The following is a 21449-nucleotide window of genomic DNA, read 5'->3' as shown; positions in this document are numbered from 1 at the left end:
TTAGTTTCGCGCAAGCAAGATTTTTGCTTGCTCGATCATTTGTTTACGACCAAACAATAGGTGGCGACGTTTGCCGCCGACTTGACGCCACAGTACCGCACCACGAACAGCCGCTAGTAATAATGCACGGACTTTATGCTGTACGTGAGATTGTTGTAATTGCGCAGGTGTGCCTGATACTTGGATACGAGGGCCAAGTGGGCTAATAATATCGAGGTAAACACTCGCGATATTACTGAGCATTTGCTCGTCAAGTAGCTCGAAGTGATCACGCTGGCGTTTAAGCATATCAATGCGATCACCAAGCTGAGACATACTATCTCGACGACTTTCCAACTTACGTTCTAATGCCATCACACTGACTAAGTAGCGAGTAATTTCACTACCTGACGTGCTATTGTCGATATCACGCACCATGGACTCTAAGCCCATGCGTAGGTTTTCTTCATTTCCATAGACAGCAATAGTATTGTTTGGTGTTGTTTCAACAATACTATTTAATGTTGCGGCTAGAATATCGTTGTCACAGCTACCATTCTTGGCAACTTCCTGAACCAGTTTTACCGCTTGGCAAATACCAGCAAAGGCGATTGTTCGATCATAAACAGTGTAAGCCACGGTGAAACTCCTTTAAATTCGCTCTTCAATAATGCCGCCACCTAGGCAGATTTCACCGTTGTAAAATACCGCGGATTGACCTGGAGTAACTGCAATTTGAGGCTCATCAAAAATCACTTTAATGGTTTCATCATCCACAGGAATGATGGTGCAAGGAATGTCTTGCTGGCGGTAACGTGTTTTCACCGTACAAGCCATTGTTTCACGAATTGGTTGACGATCAACCCAGTGCAATTGCTTCGCAATTAAACCGTTTGACTTTAGGCGCGGGTGATCTTTGCCTTGGCCAACAATCAATAGGTTGTTTTTAACATCTTTATCAACCACATACCATGCATCTTCGTGACCATTACCACCTTTTTGACCACCAATATGTAAGCCTTTACGTTGGCCTAGGGTGTGGTACATCAAGCCTTGGTGTTCACCAATTTCTTTCCCTTCGTCAGCGGTAACAATTTTACCTGGCTGAGCGGGTAGATATTTGCCTAAGAACTCAGTGAATTTACGCTCACCGATAAAACAGATACCTGTTGAATCTTTTTTCTTCGCTGTAATTAAGCCTTGCTCTTCTGCAATGCGACGAACTTCTGGTTTCTCGAGTTCACCAACAGGGAATAAGCTACGTGCGATCTGCTCGTGACTTAAGGTGTACAAGAAGTAGCTTTGGTCTTTGTTGTTATCTACACCACGTAACATTTGTGGTTTATCGCCTTCCGCTGTCGGGAAGCTACGACGGGTGTAGTGACCCATAGCAATGTAATCAGCTTCAAGTACTTCGTCTGCAAATTCAAGGAATGCCTTAAATTTGATTTCCTTATTACATAGAATATCTGGGTTTGGTGTACGACCGGCTTTGTATTCAGCTAGGAAGTACTCGAAAACGTTATCCCAGTATTCTGCTGCAAAGTTAATGGTGTGCAGAGGAATACCCAGCTTGTCACATACAGCTTGTGCATCAGCGAGATCTTCTGCAGCAGAGCAGTATTCGTCGTTATCGTCTTCTTCCCAGTTTTTCATAAATAAGCCTTCAACTTGATAACCCTGTTGAAGGAGTAGGTAAGCGGATACCGATGAATCTACGCCGCCGGACATGCCGACAATGACTTTCTTTTGGCTGTTATCTGACATATTTCTCTTCAGTCGCTAATTTAGTGTTAAGAGCGTAATTCTAACAGAAAGCATTGAGCTGAAACAGATCGAGAGCAGAATCACACTTCAATAAATAAGTGACATAGCGCAATGCGCTGTCTTGTATCATTGCTGAAATTAAAAAATCACTACTAATACAATGGGTAATAGCCAAATAAGCCGTGAATATAAAGTATAAGTAGACTGTTTTTCTAGTTGCGCAAACGTTTGCTATTTAGGTCGATAATAATAGATATAGTGATGAATGTGTAGTTTTTTTGAAGAGAAAGAGTGTTTTACATTTTAGTTGGTAATCTGTGTGATTTGAGAGAAGAAACAATCACACAGATAAATAGCAGCGTTTACAATTGTTCACTGGTGGCTAATGTGACCTCTCGCCACTCACCAGGTGCAAGATCATTGACCGTCCATTGTGCCATTTGATGGCGAATTAGGCGTAATGTTGGATGGCCGATATGCGCGGTCATACGGCGAACTTGGCGATTACGCCCTTCTTTTAGTGTAATAGCAAGCCATGTCGTTGGAATGTTTTTACGTTCGCGAATGGGGGGATTACGATCCCATACCATTGGTGATTCAATGACTTCAACACCTGCAGGCAGTGTCATGCCGTCTTTTAATTCTACGCCATCACGTAAAGCTTGCAGATTAGCTTCTGTTGGTGCGCCTTCAACTTGTACCCAATACACTTTTGCTTGCTTTGATTTGGGCTGCGTTAACCTAGCTTGTAACACACCATCATTGGTTAAAACTAACAAACCTTCACTGTCTTTATCTAAGCGTCCAGCAGGGTAAACATCTTTTACTGGAATAAAGTCTGCAAGTGTACTGTCACCCGGTTCACCAGAAAACTGGGTCAAAGTGTTAAAGGGTTTGTTAAATAAAATGATCTTTTGTGGACCGCGAGCTCGCTTCGGTTTATTTAATTTTCTTGATGCCCTGCGCTCATTATTGGCACGTTTAGGTTGACGAATCATGGTATTTGGCTTCATAAATACTGCCGTAATGGAGATTTGTAGTATAGACAGGTCTATTATACGTGAAAATAACACAATTGGCGTACCGTTAAAATTTCAAGTATGATTTGCTCGCATCTTACAAAAAGATAACAAATGGACGCTAGGAGATTAAAATGGATAGTAAAGTAGTTGTACCAGTTGAAGGTCAGAAAATTACCCTAGATTCTGATGGTAAATTGGTCGTTCCTAACAACCCAGTCATTCCTTACATTGAAGGTGATGGTATTGGTGTTGATGTAAGCCCTGCAATGATTAAAGTTGTCGATGCAGCTGTAAAGAAAGCCTACGCTGGCGATCGTAAAATTGAGTGGATGGAAATCTACACAGGTGAAAAGTCTACACAGATTTACGGTGAAGATGCTTGGTTACCTCAAGAAACATTAGACTTTATCCGTGAATATAAAGTAGCGATCAAAGGCCCACTGACAACACCTGTCGGCGGTGGTATTCGCTCACTGAATGTAGCATTACGTCAAGAGCTAGATTTATACATCTGTGCTCGTCCTGTTCGTTACTTTGATGGTGTTCCAAGCCCACTTAAGCAACCAGAGCTAACTGACATGGTTATTTACCGTGAAAACTCTGAAGATATCTATGCGGGTGTTGAATTCCAAGCGGGCACTGCTGAAGCGGATAAAGTAATTAAATTCCTACAAGAAGAAATGGGTGCAACTAAAATCCGTTTCCCACAACAATGTGGTGTAGGTATCAAGCCTGTATCTGAAGAAGGCACTAAGCGTTTAGTTCGTGCTGCAATTCAATACACAATCGATAACGATCGTGACTCACTAACGTTGGTACACAAAGGTAACATCATGAAGTTCACCGAAGGTGCCTTCAAAGATTGGGGTTACGAAGTTGCGCTACAAGAGTTCGGTGCTGAACTACTTGATGGTGGCCCATGGATGACTCTAAAGAATCCAAATACGGGTAAAGAAATCATCGTTAAAGATTGTATTGCTGATGCATTCTTGCAACAAATCCTACTTCGCCCTGCTGAATACGATGTTATTGCAACGATGAACCTAAACGGTGATTACGTTTCTGATGCACTTGCAGCACAGGTTGGTGGTATTGGTATCGCACCTGGCGCAAACATTGGTGATGGCATTGCATTATTTGAAGCAACGCACGGTACTGCACCTAAGTACGCAGGTCAGGATAAAGTAAACCCTGGTTCACTTATCCTTTCTGCAGAAATGATGCTGCGTCACCTAGGTTGGGTTGAAGCTGCAGATCTAATTATTAGTTCAATGGAAGCTGCGATTAGCAACAAAACAGTGACTTATGATTTCGAGCGTCTAATGGATGGCGCAACATTACGTAAGTGTTCTGAATTTGCTGATGATATGATTGAACAAATGTAATTTAATCATTACATATAGATATGAGCCCAGCACTGCTGGGCTTTTTTGTATGCAAAAAACACAGTTTGTCTGCTTGTTAGGCATTCAGAGTAATGGTTCGTGCTTAACTTCTCAAAGGTGATATTTGGCTATGAGTCAATGGTTTTCATCGCTGATTATTTCGCATATGATGAAAACAGAGCAGGAAAATTGTTAAAAATATGTTTGTATTTGAGCGGTAGGGAGTGCTTTTTTAGTCATGCACTTTTTATTCATAATATGTTGGTATATTTCTCTGGTACAGAACAAGATTAGCGAATAACCATGTGGTGGGTGTACTTTTAATGTCCATTGAGGCATTGGATCATAGACAAGTAAACACATTATTATTATTGTCTGTTAATAATGCGGTAGATGTTGAGATAGAAGGGACTAAAAATTAAAGGCGAGAGAAACTCACCTTTATTATACACAATGTGGTAGATACAAGATTACTTAGCTTCATCACCTTCAGCGAGGATGATTTCGCTAGCATGATAGCCTTTGGGGCCTGTTTGCACTTCATAGTTAACTTGTTGTCCCGCCTTAAGTGTTCTATATCCTTCCATCTGGATTGTAGAGTAGTGGGCGAAGATATCATCTTCTCCATCCTCAGGGCAGATGAAACCAAAGCCTTTGGCGTTATTGAACCATTTCACTGTACCTGTTGCCATGCTATTACATCCCTCTTGCATTCAACTTCCATTTGGCATTAGCTATATACCAATACATTTGAATATTTGCATACTAATGCGTTTTGATGCAGATTATATCTACTACAGGTAACACTTTAGTAAAAAGAGCAAGTCAGTCAAGTGTTCTTTGTAACATTTTGATAAAATCTTTTTTGTTGGCTTCTCTATAGCCAGCTTGTGAACTAATGAACTAAGATGAAACTATGAGTAAGTTATACGAATGGATTAGCCCTGACTCCGATATTTTAGAAGAGGAAGAGATTCAGGTTAAGCCACCATCGATGTACAAAGTAATTTTGAATAATGATGATTACACACCGATGGATTTTGTGATAGAAGTGTTACAAACTTTCTTCTCCATGGATCTGGAGAAAGCTGCTCAGTTAATGCTAGCTGTACATTATGAAGGCAAAGCTATTTGCGGAACTTTCACGGCAGAGGTAGCAGAAACAAAAGTAGCGCAAGTAATGATGTACGCACGCGAACATGAACATCCGCTGTTGTGTACTATGGAAAAAGCATAATCTTTTTCCGGCACGCCATTTTTAGTGGTTTTTAGGGGAGGTGCCTTATGCTAAACAAAGAACTTGAAGCGAGCCTAAACGGTGCATTCGCCCGTGCGCGAGAAAAGCGCCATGAGTTTATGACTGTAGAACATCTATTGATGGCTCTATTAGAAAATGTAGCAGCTCAAGAGGCTTTATTAGCGTGCCGCGCTGATTTAGACCAATTGCGTCGTGAACTTGATTCCTTTATTGAACAAACTACGCCATTAATTCCGGTTGATGACGAAAGCCGTGAAACACAACCTACGCTAAGTTTCCAGCGTGTCTTACAACGTGCAGTTTTCCATGTTCAATCATCCGGACGTAGTGAAGTTACGGGTGCTAATGTTCTTGTTGCTATTTTTAGTGAGCAAGAATCTCACGCCGCTTACTTACTTAAGAAAAGTGATATTAGTCGTCTAGATGTCGTTAACTTTATCTCTCACGGCACTGTAAAAGACAGTGACAACGATGATGTTAATTCATCAGATATGGGAAATAACGAAGAGCAGCGCGCAGAAGCAAATTCTGAAGATAAGCTTGAGAACTTTGCAACTAACCTTAATCAGCTTGCAAAAGCGGGCGGTATTGATCCATTGATCGGGCGAGATAAAGAGCTGGAACGCACCGTTCAAGTGTTATGCCGTCGTCGTAAAAATAACCCATTACTGGTTGGTGAAGCTGGGGTCGGTAAAACAGCGATAGCAGAAGGGTTAGCATGGCGTATTGTTGAAGGACAGGTGCCAGAAATTATCAAAGATTGCGTGATCTATTCCCTGGATATTGGCTCGCTACTCGCGGGAACTAAGTATCGTGGTGACTTTGAAAAACGTTTTAAAGGAATTTTAAAGCAGTTAGAAAAAGAAGATCATGCAGTGCTATTTATCGATGAGATCCACACTATTATCGGTGCGGGTGCGGCATCAGGTGGTCAAGTTGATGCTGCAAATTTAATTAAGCCGTTGCTAAGTAGTGGCAAGTTACGTTGTATGGGATCAACCACGTACCAAGAGTACAGTAATATTTTTGAGAAAGAGCGTGCACTTTCACGCCGCTTCCAAAAGATTGATGTGATTGAACCATCTCTTGATGATACAACCAAGATATTAATGGGCTTGAAGCCGAAATATGAAGCGCACCATGAAGTACGTTTTACCAATAAAGCAATTCGTGCAGCGGTAGAGCTTTCAGCTAAATACATCAATGAGCGCCATTTACCAGATAAGGCGATTGATGTGATTGATGAAGCGGGAGCTCGTTGTCGTCTCGCTCCAGCTAATCGCCGTAAGAAAACGGTGAACGTGGGTGATATTGAAGCCATGATTGCAAAGATGGCACGTATCCCTGAGAAGTCGATTTCATCAAGCGATCGAGATGTACTTCAGCATCTTGATGACAAACTGAAGATGCTAGTCTTTGGTCAAGATAACGCCATTGATGTACTCACAGAGGCCATTAAGCTCAGTCGTGCAGGCTTAGGTGCTGAGAATAAACCTGTTGGTTCTTTCTTGTTTGCAGGCCCTACAGGTGTTGGTAAAACAGAAGTGACCGTACAACTTGCACGTACGCTAGGCATTGAACTATTACGTTTTGATATGTCAGAGTACATGGAGCGTCATACTGTTAGCCGTTTAATCGGTGCTCCTCCTGGTTATGTGGGTTATGACCAAGGTGGTTTATTAACGGACGCTGTGATCAAAAATCCACATTCAGTAGTGCTACTGGATGAGATTGAAAAAGCGCACCCTGATGTATTTAATCTACTACTACAAGTAATGGATAACGGTACGTTAACAGATAACAATGGTCGTAAAGCGGATTTCCGTAACGTGATTTTTGTTATGACGACCAATGCGGGTGTGACCGAGACAGTACGTAAATCGATTGGCCTTATTCAACAAGATCATAGCCATGATGCGATGACTGAAATCAAACGTGTATTTACACCGGAATTCAGAAACCGTTTAGACAATATCATTTGGTTTAACCACCTAGAGAAAGATGTTATTGGTCAAGTGGTAGATAAGTTTATTGTTGAACTGCAAGCCCAACTTGATGCGCGTGGTGTATCGATGGAAGTCTCTGAGCGTGCACGTAACTGGATGTCAGATAAAGGTTACGATAAATCAATGGGTGCTCGTCCGATGGCGCGTGTAATTCAAGATAACTTGAAAAAGCCGCTGGCGAATGAATTACTGTTTGGTTGTTTAGTGAATGGTGGTTCTGTACGTGTTGACTTTATCAATGATGAGCTTGATTTCCAATTCAGTAGTGAGATGGAACCTGCGCATTAGTGATGAAATGCGATAAAACTAGAACGCCGCAGGCTACTAAGTCTGCGGCGTTTTTTTATCTACGCAAAAAGATTATTTGATAGATAAAATAAAACCCAGCATTTAGCTGGGTTTCACTGCATCGTTAATTTTGAAAGAAAATTAACGTGCGCGGAAGACGATGCGACCTTTAGTTAGATCGTAAGGAGTCAGTTCCACAGTTACTTTGTCACCAGTAAGAATACGAATGTAGTTTTTACGCATTTTACCAGAGATGTGAGCAGTAACAACGTGACCGTTTTCCAGCTCAACACGGAACATTGTATTAGGTAGTGTATCTAGTACAGTACCTGCCATTTCAATTACGTCTTCTTTTGCCATTGAATCCTCTTAGGCTACCAGCCATTCATCTTGATCGGGCTGGATAATGCCTCGAAACTGTTTAAGTGTAAAGTTTAGGTGCTAATTTTACCCTTGCCAGTTGTCTTTGTCAGCTTTTGTTCGCGATTAATACGTATTTTCTACGTAAATTGACTTTTGTTTGATGTGTTCAGTTTGTATTGCTTTAGATTTAAGCAAACTTATTGCCATATACCATCGATAAGTTTTTGATGAGGGACAAAACGTGTTTTGTAATTCATTGCCTTACAAGCATCGATTTGAAATCCAGGATATAGCCATTGACGTTTTGATTGACGACAGAATGCTATTTGAAAAAGTACACATAAGGTTCCGAGTGAGAGAGAGTGCTCTGGTTCAAAAAAGCTATACACTGCGCTCAATGCGTCAGGAAATACATCCGTTACAGCAATGGCGATAAGTTTTTCATCTTCATAAACATGCAAAAACGCGGTTGCCATCCAAGGTGCTGTTACAAATTCAAAAAATTGTTCTTTATTGGCTGGAAACATGGATCCTGTGGAATGACGAAGACGGATGTATTTTTCATATAATACAAACCAGTTTTCATCTAGCTCTGTTTTAAATTCAAAGCGCAGCTTTCGCATTTGAGCTTGCTGACGCTTTTGACTTCTTGATGGTGTGAACCTTTGGCAATCAATACGTAAAGGTGTACAAGCTGAGCAAGCAGCACACATAGGTTTGTAAATGGCACGACTACTGCGACGGTAACCTGAGGCTATTAATACGTCGTAGCCTTCGGGTGATAGCCACTGTGGCTCTATTACTACCCCTAAGCGTTCTGTTTGATTAGGTAAGTAACTGCAATTAGATTCTGGTGTTAGACCGATTTGTAGTGATAACTGATCCATTGGTTAGGCCTGTGCAATCGGTAAAACGTGAGAAAGATAGGTTTCTACTGGCAGTATAATATCTCGCTGCTGGTAAAGATGGTCTAAAAATAGCGAACGCTCAAAGGTTTCTGCGCCTAAGGATTCAAGGTGTGGATTCATCATCTGGCAATCAATTAATGTACCGCCAAGCTCAGAGAAATAACGACAAAACTGCCATAATGCAATTTTAGATGCATTATCCGCCAATGAAAACATCGACTCACCACAAAAAACAGTTCCTATTGCAACACCATAAAAACCACCTATAAGTTTTTCATTAAACCAGACTTCCACGGAATGACAAATACCTAATGTATGTAGTTTTTGATAGGCTGAAATCATTTCTTCGGTGATCCATGTTTGTTCAGGCCCTCGGCAACTTGCACAGTGGCGAATCACATCATGGCATGCCTTGTTAATCGTGACGGTATAGCCTGATTTACGGAAAAACTTTTTCAGGCTCTTACTTGGTATAAAGGCATGTGGATGAAAAACGCCACGAGGGGTAGGACTCCACCAGAGAAGAGGTTCACCTTCCGAAAACCAAGGGAAAATACCTTCACGATAGGCGGTTTGTAAGCGTTTGGGGCTGAGATCTCCTCCCATTGCCAATAACCCATTAGGTTCTGATAAGGCGTTTGACGGGTGAGGAAACTGGTAAGTGCTGCTATCGATCTCTGGTAAATAAATAGTCATACTTTACTGATAGTAGTGGTAAATCTTAAATGATTATATCGCAGTTGATGGTGAGATGAGACAGATAATAAAAAGGCGATATAGTCAGATATCGCCTTTATTTATTTTAGCTATTACAGTACTTAGATACGATTACACAATTCTGCATAACGACCGTTTTGTGCCAGTAATGCTTGGTGTTTACCGCGTTCGATGATCTCACCTTCATCCATTAAACAGATTTGATCCATTTGATCGAGTCCCACTAATCGGTGGGTGATAAAGAGTACGGTTTTATCTTTTGCATGTTCGAGTAACAAGGCTAATATTTGCTGCTCAGTTCGGCGATCAAGACCTTCTGTTGGCTCATCCATTAGTAGGATAGGCGCATCATGAAGTAGTGCGCGAGCGATACCTAAGCGGCGTCTTTCACCACCAGAGATTTGACGTCCACCTTCACCTAACCAAGTATCTAATCCTTTCTCTTCAAGTAGGGTTGATAGGCCGACTTGAATTAATGCCTCGGTAAATTCAGCATCAGTGCCGTTGGGTTTTGCTAACACAAGGTTTTCACGCAATGAACCATTGAAGATATCAACACGTTGGCTAACCACGGTAATTGCTTTACGTAGAGCACTTTCACTCCATGTTGGAAGTGGTTTGCCATCAATGGAAATTTGACCTTGTTGAGGATCCCAACTACGCGTGAGCAGTTGAAGTAAGGTTGATTTACCACAACCTGTTCGCCCTAGTAATGCCAGTTTTTCACCTTGTTTTAAGTCTATTGATACATTCTTCACAACAGTCTGAGTGCTACCGTAATAGGTGTAGCTGACATTTTCAATCTTTAGCTCACCTTGTGCATCACCGTGGTAACCGTTTGGATCAAAGATCGTATCAGGTGTCGCTTCAATGATTTCATTTAAGCGTTTTGCTGACGTTATGGTTTGCCCTAGGTATTGGAAAGCACCAGCAACTGGTATCATCATCTCAAAGCTTGCCATGGTTGCAAATGCGACCATAGCTACAAATGGATCGGGCGCATGGCCACCAATACCATCAGCAGCAATCCACAGAATGACCACTAAGGTCCAGCCTGTGGCTGCCATCAACATACCATTCGCTAAGCCTGTTAAACTCGCCATTTTGCGTTGAGCTGCAAGCAGTTGGTCTTGCTCTGCTTCTGCTTGTTGGCGGTAACGAGGTTCTGCATTAAACAGCAAGAGTTCTGCATGGCCTTGCAACCAATCGAGTAGTTTTACACGGTAGTTCGCTTTTGCAACTGTCAGTTGCTCACCGTTACGTTTACCTAAGTGGTAAAACAAAATAGGCAATATAAACATTAATGAGAGCAATATCCCACCAAGCGTTAAGCCAATCGTTGGATCAAACCATGATAAAAATGCGGTAATTGCAGCGATACCTAATACGCCAATCACTAAAGGACTAACCAATCTTAGATAGATGTGATCCATCGCATCAACATCAGCAACTAAACGGTTCAGCAAATCAGCATCACGTAGGTTCGCTTGACGGCCAGGGATCAGTGGTGTGAGTTTCCTAAAGAAAAATAAACGTAGATCAGCAAGGAGCTTAAACGTTGCGTTGTGGCTAACAACGCGTTCCCCCCAGCGCCCTGCGGTACGAGCCATAGAGAAACCACGAACCCCAGCCCCTGGTAACATGTAGTTGAATGTTTCTCTCGCTATGGTTAAACCCGCAACAGCAGAAGCGGCAATAAACCAGCCGGATAGGGTTAATAGACTAATAGCGGCAAGAATTGTAGCTAAACCTAAGAGCATACCGAGTGTTAAGCCAAACCAGTGCTTACGGTAAAGTTTTAGGTAAGGGATTAAATCACGCATCGAGATCCCTCTTATCTGTATGGCTTAGCATATCTGCCAGTAAGCCATGTTGACTGATTTCTACGAACGAACCGTTTTGAACAAGTTTGCCATTCTCCATTACAAGAACACGATCCATAGCATGTAGTTGATCTAAACGGTGGCTAACCATCAATGTGGTGTGTTGCTCAACAGCACGACCTAAACTTTCAAGGACTAAGCGTTCACTGTTAGCATCAAGGCTGGCTGTGGGCTCATCTAAAATCCAAAACGCACCTTGTTGTAACATGGCGCGAGCAACAGCAATACGCTGCGCTTGACCTACAGATAAACCACCGGAACGATCACCGACATGATGTTGATAACCTTTTTCTAAGCGATTAATGAATTCGTCAGCGTAAGCTTCTTTTGCTACTTGAGTCACTTTGGCTTGTTCCGCGAATTGATCACCTAATGTGATGTTTTCATAAATCGTACCGTGAACAAGTAACGGGTTTTGACCAACCCAGCTAATCGCTTGACGCCATTCACTGTGGTTAAGCTCTTTCAATTCAATCCCATTAACTTTTATACTGCCGCGATAGGGTAGGAACCCCAATAAGGCGTTTAATAAACTGGTTTTACCTGCACCACTAGGGCCAACCAATGCCACATGCTCATTGGCATTAATATCAAATGTCAGTGGACCTGCAAGCTTTTGACCTTCAGGACTTAATACTTCTAATTCGGTCACTGATATTTGTATTTTCTCTGGCGTTGTTAATGTTTTAGTGCCATCCGTCATTTCGTCTGCTTCAATATTTAGAAACTCAACGATAGATTCTGCCGCACCAATAGCTTGTGCCTTGGCATGATAGAAAGTACCAAGATCACGTAGCGGTTGGTAAAACTCGGGTGCAAGAACCAGAATGAACAAACCAGTAAATAAAGTAATAGGGATACCGTAGTTACCGAAATTTAATTCACCGATAAAAGCAAAACCGAAGTAAACCGCAACAATAGCAACAGAAATAGCAGAGAAGAACTCTAATACTGCTGAAGATAAGAAAGCAAGACGAAGGACTTCCATTGTTCGTTTACGAAGTACGTGTGAAGCGGCATTCAGGTTCTCTGCTTCAGCCTCTGCACGATCAAATAAACGCAGGGTAGATAGCCCTTGAAGACGGTCGTAAAAGTGACCAGATAAGCGTTGTAATGCCTTAAAATTTCGGCGGTTAGCATCTGCAGCACCTAAGCCAACCAGTGCCATAAATAAAGGAACAAGTGGTGCGGTGAGTAAGAATATTAACCCCGCTGCCCAGTTTAAGGGGAAAACGACAAATAAAATAACGACAGGAATAAGAACGGATAGTGACATCTGGGGTAGATAGCGAGCAAAGAAATCTTGCATTTCTTCTACTTGCTCAAGAACAAGACTTGCCCATGTGCCAGCAGGTTTCCCTTTAATATAAGCGGGGCCTAAGTTTTGTAAGCGGTTAAGAATTAATTGGCGTATATGTAACCGTATTTGTTCGCCGCAACGGTAACCAAAAATTTCTCTTCCCCAACTACATAGGGAACGCAAACCGATAATAACAAATAAACCAATAAATTGATTAATAAGAGAGTATTTATCAGTATGTTCAATAATCAGTTGATGCAGAATACTTGCAAGTAATGCTGCTTGTCCAACAAGCAGTAAACCAGACAAAAAGCCTAATCCAATACTTAGCATAAGCCAGCGTTTTGCTAACTTGCTTTGGGATTTAAGCCATTTGGTTAAATCGCGATGTAATTGTTTATCCATATAAGGGTTTCATTACGGTATTAACGGTGGGTAGCTCATAGTTAAATGGTGAGCATACATTTAACTATGAGATAAACAAACCGCGACTTCATGAGTGGCGGTTTGGACGTTTACTGATTATTGGGCGTCAAGGTAACGTTCTGCATCAAGCGCAGCCATACAACCAGTTCCTGCAGAGGTAATTGCTTGGCGGTAGTTATGATCCATCACATCACCAGCGGCAAAAATACCTTCAATGCTTGTCTGTGTTGCATTACCATTTAAGCCTGACTTCACTTTAATATAGCCATTTTCCATGTCTAATTGACCTTCAAAAATAGCGGTATTTGGCTGGTGGCCAATTGCAATGAACACACCCATAACCTCTAACTCTTCAGTGGCGTTAGAATGAGTATCTTTAAGACGAAGACCAGTAACCCCCATATCATCACCAAGTACTTCGTCTAAAGTACGATCTGTATGCAGTATGATATTGCCATTAGCGACTTTATCCATGAGACGATCAATCAGAATTTTTTCTGAGCGGAAAGAATCACGACGGTGGATAAGGTGAACTTCAGAGGCGATATTTGATAGATAAAGCGCCTCTTCAACAGCTGTATTACCGCCACCGACAACTGCTACTTTTTGACTGCGATAAAAGAAACCGTCACAAGTCGCACATGCAGAAACGCCACGGCCTTTAAATGCTTCCTCTGATTCTAAGCCAATGTATTTTGCTGAAGCGCCTGTTGAGATAATTAGCGCATTACACGTGTAAGTATTGCTTTCACCTTTTAATAAAAAAGGACGTTGGCTGAAATCCGTTTCAACAATGTAGTCGGTAATAATTTCCGTATTGAATTTTTCTGCGTGTGCTTTCATGCGATCCATTAGCGCAGGACCGGTGAGATCATCAGCATCTCCAGGCCAGTTTTCTACTTCTGTCGTCGTAGTTAATTGACCGCCTTGCTGCATACCAGTGATCATCACAGGGTTTAAATTTGCACGTGCTGCATATACTGCAGCGGTGTAGCCCGCAGGACCAGAACCAAGGATGAGCAGTTCACAATGTTTTACGTTACTCATTTCTTCTCCAGGCTGAATGAGATTATTGTTATTGAGAATTGATTGTAGGTAAATTGCAGACGTAAAGGAAGAGTCGAATTAAGAATAGGTTATTGCTAATTTGTCGTTATATATGAAAAAAAAACGTTAAGTAAAGACAAAGAGGTTAATAAATAAAACGTTACATAGGTCACAAAAAAATACGAAAGAAAATGAATAAGTAAAAAACATAAAATTGAAAAATCAGATTATATTTTTATCGCGTCATTTTTTTATTATCAATTGTTTTATATTTAACCGCGTTAGCTATGTCGAATGTACAGGTTGATGCATAATTTGTTTTTAATTATTTGATTTTTAATGATAATTTTATTGTTTTTTATTGAGAATAAAAGAAAGAACGTTAGCAAAGAAACCTTGATTAAAAAATGGTCGACTAGATATTAGGTGTTTTTATATGGTTAATTATTCATATGATAATGCTCTTTGTCGCAAATAGAATGGAGTCAAAGATACATGTTTTAGGTGTTTTTTATGCGTTTTCGTAGTGATTAATACGAATTTTACTGCTGTTTTACTTTGACAATCATTTCTTATCTGGTAAAAATTTCTATAACTACATAATGATGCGCACCTGAAATTATAGGATAGGCGGGTGATAAATATTCAATTTTTAGCATGCGGCAAGACTGTAGCTGGCAATATTGTGCAAGGAACATGAGCGGGTAGTGAATTATAAAGATCAAACTGCCATGAAAATAATGTTAAGCAGTCAATTTGTCTAGGTTACATGTCAATTTATAGGTGATTATTGATCATTAATTTTGACTTTTGGCTTATTTGATTCTAAAAATAGATAAAATGTAGTATATTTTTTTGCAAGGAAGTAAGAAGGTGGAATAAAAAATGGTAGATACCAAAAAGAAACCATCCAAGGAATTGGATCGCATTGACCGTAATATTTTGAATGAACTTCAAAAAGACGGCAGAATTTCAAATGTTGAGCTATCAAAGCGTGTTGGTTTATCCCCAACACCTTGTCTTGAGCGTGTACGTCGTTTAGAGCGTCAAGGTTATATCAGTGGTTATACTGCATTGCTTAACCCACAGTTTCTTGATGCTTCATTATTAGTGTTTGTAGAAATCACACTAAATCGCGGTGCACCAGATGTATTTGAACAGTTCAATAAATCAGTTCAAGAGCTTGAAGATATTCAAGAATGTCATCTTGTTTCTGGTGATTTTGACTACTTATTAAAAACACGTGTATCTGATATGTCAGCATACCGTAAGCTCCTTGGTGAAACCTTGTTGCGTCTACCGGGTGTAAATGACACGCGTACGTACGTTGTAATGGAAGAAGTTAAACAGTCAAATAATCTAGTGATTAAAACACGATAAGTGTATTTCTGAGTATAAGCAGAATAAATAAACGAGCGGCTATTTAGCCGCTCGTTTTGTTTGTACGATATGTTAATTTATTCATAGTGGTGGTTAATTGGACAAAAAGTGAATCAAATTGACATAGTGATGAATTTTTTTATCTATTGGGCGTCTAAAATAGCTATCTGTACCTTATTATCTGGGGCGAGAGAAAATTTTTCACTAAAAGCTTTTTCGGTACACAGACAATGCACGCATTTAGTATAGAATAGTGGCATTGAGACAATGACATTGTATTTCTTATATTTAGCTAAACTTTATAGCGCATTTGGCTATAGATATTAGTATTATTCGATGAATGTCTTAGATTTCTGGCAAAATTTTGAGTTTTATAGAGACATCGGAGTTATCCTTGAGGAAAATTAAAGGTAAAAAACTGTCCCAGATGCGTTTGTCAGGTACACAACGCATTGTTGAAGGTTTTTTAATCATCAGTATTTTAGCTGCTATTTATATTATGGTGGCATTGGTAACATTTAACCCTGCAGATCCATCATGGTCACAAACTGCTTGGGAAGGGGTTGTTCAGAATAAAGCTGGCGCGTTTGGCGCTTTAGTCGCTGATACATTCTTCTTCAGTTTTGGTTCATTAGCCTATGTTTTTCCTGCCTTAATAGTCTTACTTGGCTATTATTTATTTCGTCGCCGTTCAAAAAGTTTATCTCACGATTATATGGTTTACGGCACTCGTCTTTTAGGTCTAATTTTATTGCTATTAACTAGCTGTGGTCTTGCTGATTTAAACTTTGACGATATTTGGTACTTTTCATCGGGTGGAGTCGTGGGAGATGTTGTTTCAAACATCTCTATGCCATTGCTTAATGTGCTTGGTACAACATTAGTATTAATGTTTATTTGGGCTATTGGCTTTACATTGTTCTCGGGTATTTCATGGATATCAATTGTTGATACATTAGGTGAGAAGACGCTTGCTTCGTTAACATGGTTTTTAAATAAATTCCGCTCAGATAAACATGAGGTTATGCGACCTTTTGCAACCGAAATCCCTGATGAATCAGAAATGCCTTACATGGCACACATAAGTGACGTTGATGATGAAGATGACCCGTTATTATCATCTTATGTTAATAACGAACCATTAGATAATAATGCAAAAGAAGTCGAATCTTCACCTTATAAGATTGTTCGACCGAATTCTGATGTGACACGTGACCCGTTGTTAGAAACGAGTGAACCTGTTGTCAGCCCGCCCGCGGCACAACCGCAACCAGCTGTTCAACAACCTGTTGTAAGTCAGCCAGTGGTACAACCGCAAACTGCTGTTCAACAACCTGTTGTAAGTCAGCCCGCGGCACAACCGCAACCAGCTGTTCAACAACCTGTTGTAAGTCAGCCAGTGGCACAACCGCAAACTGCTGTTCAACAACCTGTTGTAAGTCAGCCAGTGGTACAACCACAAGCAGCTGTTCAACAACCTGTTGTAAGTCAGCCAGTGGTACAACCGCAAGCTGCTGTTCAACAACCTGTGGTAAGTCAGCCTGTTCAACAGCAACAAGAGACAGTTCAGCAGCCAGCTACTCAGCCTCGTGGTCTTTCGATTGAGGATTTAGAACGTGAACTGGATAAAAATGAAGATTTTACTGTTCCAGTGGATGAGTATACGCAAAGTGCAATTGAAGCGGCTGAATCAGCAGTAACTGCTGCTCCTGCTTATCATTCTTCACAGCAGAATGTTGCTGAACTAAGTCAAGCTGAAGAATCTATGGCTGTTCAACAGACAACACCAGTAGCGTCGCAAGTTGTCGCTCCACAACCAACAACATCACAGCCAGTTCCTGGAAGTGATATTGAAATTGGTGTGCAAGATGGTATGTCTGAACTAGAGCGTGGTGAAGCGGTAGCGTTAACACCAGAACAAAAAGAAAAAGCCGATCAGGAAGCGTTTTTACAAAATATTCGTGATTTACAAAAAGAACAAGCGCATTTGGCTGGATTAGATAATCCGTTTTTAATGCAAACAGAAGTTGATCTTCCGGCGCCAACGTCACCAATGCCGACATTAGATTTATTGCAACCAGCGCGTCGCACTGTGGAGCCTGCTTCTGAAGAAGAGCTGCAAGCGACAGCTGCGTTAATTGAATCTAAGTTAGTTGATTATAAAATTAAAGCGCAGGTGAAAGGGATTTATCCGGGGCCAGTTATTACCCGCTTTGAATTAGATTTAGCGCCAGGTGTGAAAGTCAGTCGCATCTCTGGTTTAGCAAAAGACTTAGCGCGTGCGTTGTCTGTGATGGCTGTACGTGTCGTTGAGGCTATTCCGGGTAAACCATATATTGGTTTAGAGCTGCCGAACAAAGGTCGAGAAACGGTATACATGTCTGAAGTGGTCGCCAGTGAGCGTTTTCAGAATATGGATGGTCCATTACCGATTGTTTTAGGTAGCGATATCGCTGGTGAAGCTGTTGTGGCTGATCTAAGTAAAATGCCTCACTTACTGGTCGCGGGTACGACGGGATCGGGTAAATCAGTTGGTGTAAACGTCATGATCTTGAGCTTACTATACAAGTGTAAGCCTGAAGATTGTCGCTTTATTATGATCGATCCAAAGATGTTGGAATTATCTATTTATGAAGGTATACCGCATCTATTAACGGAAGTCGTAACTGACATGAAAGATGCCGGCAATGCCTTGCGTTGGTGTGTTGGGGAAATGGAACGTCGTTATAAGCTCATGGCGAAATGTGGAGTACGTAACCTAGCGGGCTTCAACGATAAGTTAGAGGAAGCGGCAGCGGCGGGTTTCCCTATTCATGATCCATTATGGCAGCCAGGCGATACCATGGATGAATACCCACCATTACTTGAAAAAATGCCGAGTATTGTGGTTATCATCGATGAATTTGCTGACTTAATGATGGTTGTTGGTAAGAAAGTTGAAGAGCTTATCGCGCGTCTCGCTCAAAAAGCACGTGCGGCAGGTATCCACTTAGTACTTGCTACTCAGCGCCCATCTGTAGATGTTATTACCGGCTTAATTAAAGCAAATATTCCTACGCGTATGGCATTTACGGTATCGACCAAAACAGATTCACGTACCATTCTTGATCAAGGTGGTGCAGAATCCTTGCTTGGTATGGGTGATATGCTGTACTTACCACCAGGTCAAAGCCATACAACACGTGTTCACGGTGCATTTGCATCGGATGATGATGTACATAACGTGGTGAATGATTGGAAAGCGCGTGGTAAACCACAATATATAGATAGTATTCTAAGCTCAGACCAAGGTTCAGAAAGTCTATTGCCGGGTGAAACATCCACTGGTGGTGATGATGATATCGATCAACTGTTTGATGAAGTAGCTGCATTTGTCACTGAAACGCGTCGCGCATCAGTATCGGGTGTTCAGCGCCGCTTTAAAATTGGTTATAACCGCGCAGCGCGAATTGTTGAGCAATTAGAAGCGCATGGCATTGTTAGTCCGCCGGGGCACAATTCAAACCGAGAAGTACTAGCACCTGCGCCAGTACAGATCCACGATTAATGAATAAACCGACACCTTGCTGTCAGTAAATTTATAGCGTAATTTAAACCGCTGCGCATAGTATGTTCGGCGGTTTACTTTAATAGAGGTAAGCGAATATGATGAAAAAGTTATGGCTAAGTATATTAGTTGCCGTTCCAATGCTTGCAACAACAAGTGCTTGGGCTACGCCACAACAAGCATTAAGTAGCCGACTTGATAAAGTTAATGCCTTTAGTGCTAACTTTACTCAGAAAGTGATAAGTCCTGACGGTGAAATATTGGTTGATGGGACTGGCGATTTATCCATTAAGCGCCCTAATTTATTCCGTTGGGATACTAAAACACCGGATGCAAGCTTGTTAGTCTCCGATGGTAAAACAGTATGGTATTACAGCCCATTCGTTGAACAGGTCACGGCAATGTGGCTAAAAGATGCAACAGAACAAACACCGTTTGTTTTGTTAACACGTAATAATGAAAAAGACTGGTCGCGTTATAATGTGAAGCAATTAGTAGATACTTTTACCTTAACGCCGAAAGATAAAACTTCTTCGATGAAAGAGTTTATCGTGACAGTATCTAAAGATGGTCAAGTGCGTAATTTCTCTGTAGTTGAGAGTGACGGGCAACGCAGTAACTACACATTATCTAAATTTACACGTACTACACCAGCGGCAGACTTATTTAAGTTTACGCCACCGAAAGGGGTAGAACTGGATGACCAACGTCAATGAAAAAACAATCGATATGATGCTATGAGTTAGCGTGTATGTATTGTTTATCTAAATTGTATAGGTGGCTGTTAGCCACCTTTTTCTGTTTATGGGAGTGGTTATTTTGAATAACTTCAGCCTTGATTTTTCTTCTGATTTCAGGCCGCTAGCCGCAAGAATGCGACCTCGAACAGTAGAAGAATATATCGGTCAGCAACATATTTTGGGACAAGGAAAACCCTTACGTCGAGCCTTAGAAGGCGGGCAGCTACATTCAATGATTTTGTGGGGGCCACCGGGTACAGGAAAAACGACATTAGCAGAAGTCGCTGCACATTATGCCAACGCTGAAGTAGAGCGTGTGTCTGCTGTAACATCCGGTATTAAAGATATTCGAGCTGCAATTGATAAGGCTCGTGACAATAAAATGGCGGGACGTCGCACTATTTTATTTGTTGATGAGGTGCATCGTTTTAATAAAAGTCAGCAAGATGCGTTTTTACCGCATATTGAAGACGGTACTGTAACATTTATTGGTGCAACGACGGAAAACCCATCGTTTGAGCTTAATAATGCATTACTCTCTCGCGCTCGAGTTTATAAGTTAAAGTCACTTGAGGATGATGAGATCTTGCAAGTGATTGAACAAGCATTAACGGATAAAGAGCGAGGGGTAACTGAAACGAATTTACACTTTGCGGATGATATTAAAGAAAAATTAGCTGAGTTTGTTCGTGGTGACGCGCGTATGTCTTTAAATTATCTTGAGCAGCTTATTGATATGGCTGAAGAAGATGATGAAGGCATTAAGCAAATAACGGTCGAATTATTGGCGGAAGTCACAGGCGAAAAGGTTGCGCGCTTTGATAACAAAGGTGATCTTTGGTACGACATGATCTCAGCGGTGCATAAATCAATTCGAGGTTCTAATCCTGATGGTGCTTTGTATTGGTTTGCACGTATGCTCCAAGCAGGCTGTGATCCGCTATATGTGGCTCGTCGCCTATTAGCTATTGCTTCAGAAGATATTGGTAATGCTGATCCTCGTGCGATGCAAGTCGCGGTTTCTGCGTGGGACTGTTACACCCGTGTTGGCGCTTATGAAGGTGAGCGAGCCATAGCACAAGCGATTGTGTACTTAGCTTGTGCGGCGAAAAGTAATGCGGTTTATGTGGCGTTTAATCTTGCCAAAGCTGATGCGCGCGAATTTCCCGATTTTGAAGTCCCTCATCATTTACGTAATGCGCCGACCAAGTTAATGAAAGAATTAGGTTATGGTGAAGGATATCGTTATGCCCATGATGAAGCAGGGGCTTATGCGGCAGGTGAAGTGTATCTACCGCGTGAAATCCGTGATCGGGTTTATTACCAACCATCAAACCGTGGTTTAGAAATGAAAATATCCGAAAAGTTGGATTATCTTGCTTCATTAGATGCAAAAAGCCCGTTAAAGCGCTACCAATAATAAGGCTTTTTGG

General features: G+C 41.3%; 17 protein-coding genes. 7 read left to right on the top strand and 10 right to left on the bottom strand.

Annotated features, from left to right (window positions below):
* From hflD to C9J45_RS03775, 3 genes are all read right to left on the bottom strand, one after another.
* Positions 1 to 618: a high frequency lysogenization protein HflD gene (hflD, locus tag C9J45_RS03785; protein ID WP_005368793.1), complete on the bottom strand. Its 618-nt coding sequence runs from the start codon at positions 616 to 618 to the stop codon at positions 1 to 3.
* A 12-nt stretch (positions 619 to 630) separates the two neighbouring features.
* On the bottom strand, positions 631 to 1746 hold the full coding sequence (gene mnmA, locus C9J45_RS03780; protein WP_107206167.1) for a tRNA 2-thiouridine(34) synthase MnmA: 1116 nt from the start codon (positions 1744 to 1746) through the stop codon (positions 631 to 633).
* Positions 1747 to 2108: 362 nt separating this feature from the next.
* Positions 2109 to 2759 carry a pseudouridine synthase gene (locus tag C9J45_RS03775; protein WP_107206168.1) on the bottom strand — a complete coding sequence of 217 codons (651 nt, stop codon included), beginning with the start codon at positions 2757 to 2759 and terminating at the stop codon, positions 2109 to 2111.
* Between the two features lie 140 nt (positions 2760 to 2899).
* On the opposite strand from C9J45_RS03775, the gene icd reads away from it, so the two are divergent.
* Positions 2900 to 4153, top strand: a complete 1254-nt coding sequence (gene icd, locus C9J45_RS03770; protein ID WP_107206169.1) for an NADP-dependent isocitrate dehydrogenase — start codon at positions 2900 to 2902, stop codon at positions 4151 to 4153.
* A 470-nt stretch (positions 4154 to 4623) separates the two neighbouring features.
* Here the strand turns inward: icd and cspD are convergent, their stop codons facing one another.
* Positions 4624 to 4845 (bottom strand): cold shock domain-containing protein CspD, encoded by a 222-nt coding sequence (cspD, locus tag C9J45_RS03765; protein ID WP_005368784.1) that lies wholly within the window; start codon positions 4843 to 4845, stop codon positions 4624 to 4626.
* A 224-nt stretch (positions 4846 to 5069) separates the two neighbouring features.
* Here cspD and clpS point away from each other — a divergent pair, with 224 nt between their 5' ends.
* Both clpS and clpA read left to right on the top strand, forming a co-directional pair.
* A complete protein-coding gene (gene clpS / locus C9J45_RS03760) occupies positions 5070 to 5390 on the top strand; it encodes an ATP-dependent Clp protease adapter ClpS (protein ID WP_006646582.1) in 321 nt (106 codons plus the stop codon).
* Between the two features lie 47 nt (positions 5391 to 5437).
* Entirely contained in the window at positions 5438 to 7705 is a 2268-nt protein-coding gene (gene clpA / locus C9J45_RS03755; RefSeq protein ID WP_105059833.1) for an ATP-dependent Clp protease ATP-binding subunit ClpA, read from the top strand.
* A 141-nt stretch (positions 7706 to 7846) separates the two neighbouring features.
* Here the strand turns inward: clpA and infA are convergent, their stop codons facing one another.
* From infA to trxB, 6 genes are all read right to left on the bottom strand, one after another.
* A complete protein-coding gene (infA, locus tag C9J45_RS03750) occupies positions 7847 to 8065 on the bottom strand; it encodes a translation initiation factor IF-1 (RefSeq protein ID WP_005368778.1) in 219 nt (72 codons plus the stop codon).
* A gap of 200 nt (positions 8066 to 8265) precedes the next feature.
* Entirely contained in the window at positions 8266 to 8955 is a 690-nt protein-coding gene (locus C9J45_RS03745) for an arginyltransferase (protein WP_107206170.1), read from the bottom strand.
* Positions 8956 to 8958: 3 nt separating this feature from the next.
* Positions 8959 to 9672 (bottom strand): leucyl/phenylalanyl-tRNA--protein transferase, encoded by a 714-nt coding sequence (aat, locus tag C9J45_RS03740; protein WP_107292155.1) that lies wholly within the window; start codon positions 9670 to 9672, stop codon positions 8959 to 8961.
* 122 nt (positions 9673 to 9794) lie between these two features.
* A complete protein-coding gene (gene cydC, locus C9J45_RS03735) occupies positions 9795 to 11516 on the bottom strand; it encodes a cysteine/glutathione ABC transporter ATP-binding protein/permease CydC (protein ID WP_107292154.1) in 1722 nt (573 codons plus the stop codon).
* On the bottom strand, positions 11509 to 13281 hold the full coding sequence (cydD, locus tag C9J45_RS03730; RefSeq protein ID WP_107259657.1) for a cysteine/glutathione ABC transporter permease/ATP-binding protein CydD: 1773 nt from the start codon (positions 13279 to 13281) through the stop codon (positions 11509 to 11511). Before cydD ends, cydC begins: the two co-directional genes overlap by 8 nt.
* 117 nt (positions 13282 to 13398) lie before the next feature.
* Positions 13399 to 14349, bottom strand: a complete 951-nt coding sequence (gene trxB, locus C9J45_RS03725; RefSeq protein WP_107292153.1) for a thioredoxin-disulfide reductase — start codon at positions 14347 to 14349, stop codon at positions 13399 to 13401.
* 885 nt (positions 14350 to 15234) lie between these two features.
* On the opposite strand from trxB, the gene lrp reads away from it, so the two are divergent.
* The 4 genes from lrp to C9J45_RS03705 all read left to right on the top strand — a co-directional run bounded on the left by lrp (position 15235) and on the right by C9J45_RS03705 (position 21436).
* Positions 15235 to 15729 carry a leucine-responsive transcriptional regulator Lrp gene (gene lrp / locus C9J45_RS03720; protein ID WP_005368765.1) on the top strand — a complete coding sequence of 165 codons (495 nt, stop codon included), beginning with the start codon at positions 15235 to 15237 and terminating at the stop codon, positions 15727 to 15729.
* A gap of 427 nt (positions 15730 to 16156) precedes the next feature.
* Positions 16157 to 19276, top strand: coding sequence for a DNA translocase FtsK 4TM domain-containing protein (locus tag C9J45_RS03715; RefSeq protein WP_107245904.1), 3120 nt, complete (start codon positions 16157 to 16159; stop codon positions 19274 to 19276).
* 98 nt (positions 19277 to 19374) lie between these two features.
* Positions 19375 to 19992 (top strand): outer membrane lipoprotein chaperone LolA, encoded by a 618-nt coding sequence (lolA, locus tag C9J45_RS03710; protein ID WP_107206176.1) that lies wholly within the window; start codon positions 19375 to 19377, stop codon positions 19990 to 19992.
* An 88-nt stretch (positions 19993 to 20080) separates the two neighbouring features.
* Positions 20081 to 21436: a replication-associated recombination protein A gene (locus tag C9J45_RS03705; RefSeq protein ID WP_279615362.1), complete on the top strand. Its 1356-nt coding sequence runs from the start codon at positions 20081 to 20083 to the stop codon at positions 21434 to 21436.
* Positions 21437 to 21449 lie beyond the last annotated feature (13 nt).

Origin of the sequence: Photobacterium sp. GB-1 (assembly GCF_003026165.1) — a bacterium.
Taxonomy (GTDB): domain Bacteria; phylum Pseudomonadota; class Gammaproteobacteria; order Enterobacterales; family Vibrionaceae; genus Photobacterium.
This window is presented reverse-complemented; position numbering and strand designations above follow the sequence as displayed.